Annotated in this window: 7 protein-coding genes; 1 reads left to right on the forward strand and 6 read right to left on the reverse strand. The window is 36.3% G+C overall.

Features of this window, described 5'->3' with window-relative positions; translation table 11 throughout:
• Positions 1 to 19 precede the first annotated feature (19 nt).
• Entirely contained in the window at positions 20 to 979 is a 960-nt protein-coding gene (locus G3O08_RS17885) for a hypothetical protein (protein WP_163286827.1), read from the forward strand.
• A 67-nt stretch (positions 980 to 1,046) separates the two neighbouring features.
• Here G3O08_RS17885 and G3O08_RS17890 read toward each other — a convergent pair whose 3' ends face one another.
• From G3O08_RS17890 to G3O08_RS17915, 6 genes are all read right to left on the reverse strand, one after another.
• On the reverse strand, positions 1,047 to 2,846 hold the full coding sequence (locus G3O08_RS17890; protein ID WP_163286828.1) for a hypothetical protein: 1,800 nt from the start codon (positions 2,844 to 2,846) through the stop codon (positions 1,047 to 1,049).
• 380 nt (positions 2,847 to 3,226) lie between these two features.
• The gene (locus tag G3O08_RS17895; protein WP_163286829.1) at positions 3,227 to 4,060 is read right to left on the reverse strand and encodes a hypothetical protein; all 834 of its coding nucleotides are present in this window, start codon (positions 4,058 to 4,060) and stop codon (positions 3,227 to 3,229) included.
• A 25-nt stretch (positions 4,061 to 4,085) separates the two neighbouring features.
• Positions 4,086 to 4,856, reverse strand: coding sequence for a HipA family kinase (locus G3O08_RS17900; RefSeq protein ID WP_163286830.1), 771 nt, complete (start codon positions 4,854 to 4,856; stop codon positions 4,086 to 4,088).
• A gap of 209 nt (positions 4,857 to 5,065) precedes the next feature.
• Positions 5,066 to 5,842: a DUF4272 domain-containing protein gene (locus tag G3O08_RS17905; RefSeq protein ID WP_163286831.1), complete on the reverse strand. Its 777-nt coding sequence runs from the start codon at positions 5,840 to 5,842 to the stop codon at positions 5,066 to 5,068.
• A 196-nt stretch (positions 5,843 to 6,038) separates the two neighbouring features.
• Entirely contained in the window at positions 6,039 to 6,365 is a 327-nt protein-coding gene (locus G3O08_RS17910) for a hypothetical protein (protein ID WP_163286832.1), read from the reverse strand.
• Entirely contained in the window at positions 6,362 to 6,604 is a 243-nt protein-coding gene (locus G3O08_RS17915) for a hypothetical protein (RefSeq protein ID WP_163286833.1), read from the reverse strand. Before G3O08_RS17915 ends, G3O08_RS17910 begins: the two co-directional genes overlap by 4 nt.
• Between the last annotated feature and the right edge of the window lie 656 nt (positions 6,605 to 7,260).

Here is a 7,260-nt window from a genome sequence, read left to right on the forward strand (position 1 = left end):
AAAGTTAAACATAGCGGAAGTGCGAGAACAAGTTGGACCAATAGATGTATTTATTTGTTCATCCAGTTTCGAATCTCGATGTCTAACCGTAGCTCAAGAAATTAGCGGATTACTGAAAGACAAAATTGTATTGATTTGCCACAATGTTGACTTAAAGACACATTTAGAACATAATACGAAGCATTTATTGAAGTTAATGACTGATTCAAATGTAAGGATGGTAGAATTTCACAACGATCGTCCAATTCAGGTCATTAACCAATTAGTTGACAAACTAGAGTCGATTAAACAGGGCACAGAATCATTTCATTATTTAATGGATATTACAACATTTACACATGAAGGACTTTTACTCACATTGAGAGTTCTACGAAGTATTTTAAAGAAAAGCGATTCTATCCGTTTTATCTATAATGAAGCCGCGGACTACTCCACAGAAGAAACTGACAATAATAATAAATGGTTGTCGAAAGGCATTAAGGAAATACGATCGGTTCTTGGTTATGCTGGCTCGCTTAGGCCATCCCGGAAGTTACATCTTATTATAATGTTAGGTTTTGGAACAGAACGGGCTGCACATTTGATTGACACCTTTCAACCTAATATCATTTCCTTGGGTCTAGGCCATGCTCAGCAATCCATAAATACTTATTTTAGAGAAATAAATGAAGCTAGACATATACAATTATCGAGTATGTTCAGCAATGTGAATGATTTTGAATTTTCTTGTATTGATCCTGAAGAAACCAAAAAGAACCTTATCTCACAAATAGAATTATATCCAAATCATAATGTCATCATTGCTCCACTAAACACTAAGATTTCCACTTTAGGTGCTGCATTAGTGGCATTTGAAAATAAGAATGTGCAATTAATTTATGCGAGTGCAAACTTGTACAACTACAAGGGGTTTTCCAGTCCTGGAGAAAGTTGTTATCTGATGGATCTTCCAGATTTTATAAAGCTTGATCCAAAATAATAGATTGGTTTTACTACTCAGTCATCACTATCTCAAACAAAACCTCTTTAATTTCTTTTTTGCTAAATTAACTTATGGCTTTTTTCCATAATATTGATTTTTGCTTTATTGGGTTACTAAGTTGTAATCCGAATTCACCCGTTTTGGTGCTTGATATTGGTTTATCATTTATTTGAATTCCTTGAATTGTTGTCTTAGTGAATTTTCCGTTTTTCTCAACTAAGATTTCTTCAGCTATTTTTAACTCCACATCTGAAATATTTATAATACATACTTTTCCATTTTTTAAATGCTCCTTTGGCTCATCTATAAAGACTAAATTGGATGGTCTAAATTCAAGATAGCCAAATCTCGTAAGATTATTTCGGACATCCTCCTTAGCCAAAATTCCACTCTCAATTTCAAAATAGAGATTAAAAAGTTGCCATGTCGAAATAAGCCCTCTCTCATCATTTATTGCATCCTGCTTTTGATTTTCGGAAAATGGTGGATTCTGACGGCTCGTTGGTGGTAAATATCTTTGATGATTAACAATATACAGGGCATAAACATCAAAGCGATTTCTTTCTTTGCAACGTCTATGTTTAATTTTTGCAATTTGGCTACAATCTGAGTCAGTGGACGTACCTCCGATTCCCTTGCATTCAATTATCAATATCCCATCGTTTAATTCTACTTGAATATCTTCTTCAAGAACGGAGGAATTTGGATTTCTTTCATCGACATTAGTAACCTTTTTAAACCCTAGCCATTTAAAATATTTAATAAGAGCTTTTACTAATATGTCCCCTGTTTCAGTAATAATCTCATGAAGAAATGAATATTCTTTAGCGTTCTTGGAAATCTCGGCATCCTTTAATTTTATATTCTTTTCATATTCCTTTTCAATATGCCTCTTTTCTCTCAGCAATTTTTTGTAATGCGGCAACCAATATTCTTCCTTACTTTTCCAGCTAAATGTTGTTGAATCTGGAAAGATATCTGGCATAATATCAGGAGCAATTTTTGTCAAAAAGGATTCAATAAATTTCTCTTTTTGTGATATTTGAGGAAAGTAAAATATATACGAGTTTCCTCTAAATTCACTGATTGACACTATATCTCCACTTGAATTCTTGATAAGAGGAAAAAAGTTTGGATCAGGAATTTGTTTATCATTTTGCCACTTGGTTGGATGATTAAAAGTTTGATTATAAGTTGAATTTAATAGGTATGAATTTAATAAATTTTTCAGATCTTCCCTGATATCATATGGAGTCATTTCTTTTCCATACTTTGAAAGGGAAAGCGGCACATTTCCTAAAAAATCATATATATTCTTCTTCATGAGACCTTGTGATTCGGGATAGCCATCAGAAGTTTTTACACTTTCATATTCTAAATCATAACTAACTGAAGTGAAGGCAATTATAATATGTCCTCTCGAACCAATTTCTTTCAATTTTTTTCCTAAAATGGAACTACCTAATGGTCTAGGATCGAAAATGGTTTCTGGGTATCTAGATAATAAAGATAAAGCACTTCTGCCCGTATGATCATTTCTAATGTGCATTTCTGCATTATAGTCAACAGTTTCAAAATTTGCTAAATCTAAGATGATTATATCATACTCGTGCAAATTCTTTGGGAAATTGAAATTCAGCAGTAAGTGATGATTCACACCCCTTGAAGAATTGGGAACCTTTACCTTACTTCCCAAAGTGCCTGAAAAGACATTGAATTTTAAATGTTTAAGCTGTTCAACTACTTTTTGGTCAACGTCAATACAACAAATTCTCGGTCTCTCATTAATGTCAGCCACCTCAACTTTTTCTTCTATACTGGACTTCTCGGAGCTTTCCGATGGTTTTTTATTAGTAGTTCCCATTGTTTTTATAAATGTGATCAGCAAACTTATTTAAAAGAAATAAGAACGTAAATTTTTCAAATAACTCAGCTTATATCACTTAGCTCCAATGTTGTTCATATTTCCTTCGCAAAGTACTCATTCCATTAAATAAATCAACCAAAAATCCGCTACAGCTGCATTTCCAATCCTTCGATATAATCCATTAATAATTGGACTACCCACAACTCTCTAAACCTATCAATTAAAATTTAAAAAGAATCATTCCAAAATATCATTCTGGATGGACTATAATCTCGCTCAAGCCAGATCATTTGCCATTACCAATTGTAAAAATGGCGTCTTTAGGAATTCACAAGAAGGTTCTGCGGAATTAGAATACGATGTGAAGCGGGCGGCGTTTAAGGCAATTCCGGTAAAGGCACAACATCATGCGAACGCACAAAATCAACGACTTCACCCAAATTAGATTCAGATTCTATGTATGTAATCCCTTTCAAAACTCGAAATTCACTCCATAGCTGGTGATTATAACCTTGGGATTTATCCGGCTCTTTGCCAACCAGAAATATCTGAGAAATGTCGTGATCTAATCCAACTACCGAATACAGCGTCGCTAATTCATCTCTTACATCCTTATATTCCTTTGAGAAATCTTGGGCTTGTCCAAGTACCAGCCCACTATTAAGCCCGGCAAAATCAAATGTTATTTTTGGAAAAATAAGTCCCTGAACTCTATCCTTATCTATTACTGCGTCCCAAGTCACTCGGTCTTCAATTTGAGGTTTCAACGTATGGAGAATAGTAGTCTTAAATCGGGTTACGACAGGCTTTTTAGTGTTCGATTTTTCCGAAACATATCGGCTAAATATTTGATCAAAAACTTCGTCGTTGAGCGGAAGATCTATTGATTGTGGCTTTTCAAATTGCAAAACATTATTTGCGTATTTGCTAAGATATGCCAAGTGGGAGTCAGAAAATAATGTATGATTGAGATCAAAATGAATTTTTCCTTCTCCGGTGTTCAAGTCAAAATCCTTTTTTATCATTTTCACTTTTGAGTCCATCAAATAGTAAGAATCATCGGAAATCAACCTTTTGAGGACTTTCAATTTATGGTTTGAAACCCGGAAGAATGATTCTTTTCCGTCTGAAGCAAAAAGACCTATGGCAAGGAACTCATTGGAGTATTGTGAAACAGGTACTTTTAATATGGTGATAATGTGGTTTTCCATTATGGGCGAATTTTCAGTCGAAAACTTACTTCAAACGTGAAGCTAAGGTAGTAAATTGTTCTGATACTGTTTCAATCCAAGAATCTTTAAATAGTTCTCTCTGAACGTATTCAAAAATCTCATCTGAATTAATTCCCCATTCGGTCGGAATTTCTTCAAAAATACTTTTCAGGTTTGCACTGCATTTTTCTATCAAATTAGGAAACTCCTGAACTAAAAACTTACAATACTGCCTTTTTTCTTTAAATTGACTTAATACATGTTCGATTGAATTGGAGCTCAACAAATTGAAATACGTTTCGGGAAGCATCATTTTCGAATCTGTGTAAATAACATTATGATTACTATTTGAACTATTCAAAATGGCCTCGTGATCAATGGCTAAAATGGCGGTGCGTCTGTTCGAAGATTCAATCAGCAGATTGTGATTTTCAGCAAACCGGTCTTCATTCCCTGTCCAAAGATCAAATAAGGCAATTTTCAAAAGATCCTCGAACCCATCAAAATTCTTTATAAACGGCTTATCTGAAAATGCCATAAACTTATCCCAATCCAACCTATGAGGACGCCATTGACTGCCAAAACACGGGATAGAATATGGAGTAGGATCAATATCTAAAGCTTTCAAATGCTCGGGATTAACTTCGATTAGAGCGGCTATTGGTTGTTTTATCGCCCATAATTCTGCAAAACGATATGCTATTAATTCTTTGATAAGCCTGTAGGCTGGCATTTCATTTCGTGATGACTTTACAATCCACAGCTTCATGGAAGGATCATTGCAAAGAATTTGCAAGGGCCTGTTTTGGGTTTTAAGTTGTTGAACTACCGGGGCTATGGACTGATACGTCTCCAATTATTTAATTACTGGTGAATTAAGTTGCTAATTAAATACTTTTAAAGTTATTAGACAATAGGCCAAGAACATAGCTTTAGATTGGAGCAAACACGTTAAATGGTTTTTACTACAATGAACTTGCGCTGTTCCATTTGTCACCTCCATTCTCAATCCTCATTTCCATCACCCCCAAGCACCCGCATAGTAGACCCAGAATCATCCCCATCCTCATCCTTTCTCTCCACTGTACTTTCCAAAAAAGCCTGTTCAAATAGCGAGCAAAGTATATCATCCCACTCGCTATTATCTATCAGCCAAAGCAGCGCGACCAAACTACCGGTAGATGACAATACCAGCCATCCCATATTTCCTTCCTCGTTGCCTGCATCAAAACTCAATTTTGATTCCATGTACACTTTGAAAGTATCTGCCAATGCCTGTAGTATTTGATCTGCCGGCCTTACGGTGATGGTTTGCTTAAACTTTTCGGGGTTGGCTGCGATCTCTTTCAGTCTCGGAAAAACCTTGTGCATATTCACGGGCGCCAAGTTTAGGTCGTCGTATTCATTAAGCGCCCAGAGTAAGGCGTAAAGAATCTGTTTATAAAGTATAGCCATATCATAGCTATCTACTGAAAATCCCTGGTCTTGCATGATTTCCTGTTCTGCCGGTGAGGCTATAAACCAACATGTGTTCTTCATTTCCAAAATCATCGGACCCCATCTTTCCGGGTCGTTGGTATTGTATGCAAACTCCAGGTTTGTTAATACGGTAATACGGTCTGCGATAGCTTCGGCCGTCTGGATTTTCTGGGGTTTGTAATTTGGCAAATCTTCATCACCGGGCTCGATGATGTAAGATTGGTAATGGGCCAACATTTCCTCCATGTCTTCGCGAGGAGTGCTTGTTGGATTTTCGTTGCCGGAATCTTCATCGTCTTGCATTTGCTATTGTTTTAATTTATACACAGGGGCTGGAACTTCTTTAATGACTGCTATTGGCTATAAGCGGTTGGCGGTTGGCTAGCGTCTATCGGCAAACAGCTAAAGGCTAACAGCTTTTATTACTTTTCAAGTTTACAAATTTCAGCGTAGTTGCCAAGACCTTAGACCTTACATAGACAACCTCGCTGCTAGAATACTAATCATCATTCTGCTCTCCATCAAAAAGATTTAATTGAGGTGATGGAAAAAGATCGAGTTGTTTAAAACCCGTTCGTCTCATCGCAAACTTATTCCGAAGTTCATCTTTTTTGTTTCTGTATTCCGTATTTATTTCTTGATACAAATGGCAGATGGATATGAGCTCGGCAGTAGTTTGACTCCCTGTTTTTTTAAGGTCTGTGAACGTGCCGAATTTTTTAAAATGATTGATAATATCGCCGGTAGTAAATAGATTATTCAGCTTGCATACTACCTTACTCCGCCGGCCAAAATGAGTTCGGGCATATTTATGAATTCTGGTCAATTCTTCAAGGCTAACCTGCGAGGATCTGATGGCAAAATCGCTGTAGTCTCATCGTGCTTGTTGGTGAGAGCCATTAATTCGGCATTTAGTTTTTCCCCACAAGAATTCAGGTTTTGAAAAGTGCTCCTACGTTTGTGATAAGCTTTAATGGCATCTAAACTCAAAAGATTATTTGCTAGGCATACATTCATTCCCCGCCTGCTCAATAATCCATTTTCGTACAATCGATCTAAATTCATTTTAAGTTACGGTAAAAAGCAAGTTTATAGATGGGTAGCTCAAAATAATTAACTTCTTATCAACACTTTATATTATTATAAGATGTTAAATCTGCAAAATTCAGTAATATCTTTAAGTGTTAGCACCATTTCGTTTCCCGGCGTTTCTTCAAAACATAAGAACTTTAAATCCTTCTGCCGTTATATTCTACCGAACGGCACAAAAACTCCTGTACCTTTCAAGCAGAAATACTGTACTCTACATTAGGATACAAAAGAGTGAAGCCCGGTTAACTACGTATTTTATTAACTTTTTCAAGGTAAAGCATCAACGCATTAAAGCGCGTATTTTCGATGGTGCTGTGCAAAGGAAAAAGCACATCAAGCTGGGGCTGGATATCCAAATCTTTAAGATCCTCTAAATCATGCTCGTATACATTAACGAGTACCATGTACCAGTTAATTGTCTAAAGCTTAAGAAACTCGCTATTTTGCGGTTACTAAAACCTTCCAAATGGTATCCACCCGACCAACTACACCGCCTGATTTCCCAACTCACCAAAGCTTGTTAACTTTTCTGGTATGTCTATATTCCCAGGGAAGAGTTCAAAAAGTTTGTTGACCGGATGATCGGCGATTTTGCCAAGCACGGCAGTAAGCCAGGCCATAGGTTCTAC

Source organism: Cryomorpha ignava, assembly GCF_010686655.1.
GTDB classification, from domain to species: domain Bacteria; phylum Bacteroidota; class Bacteroidia; order Flavobacteriales_D; family Cryomorphaceae; genus Cryomorpha; species Cryomorpha ignava.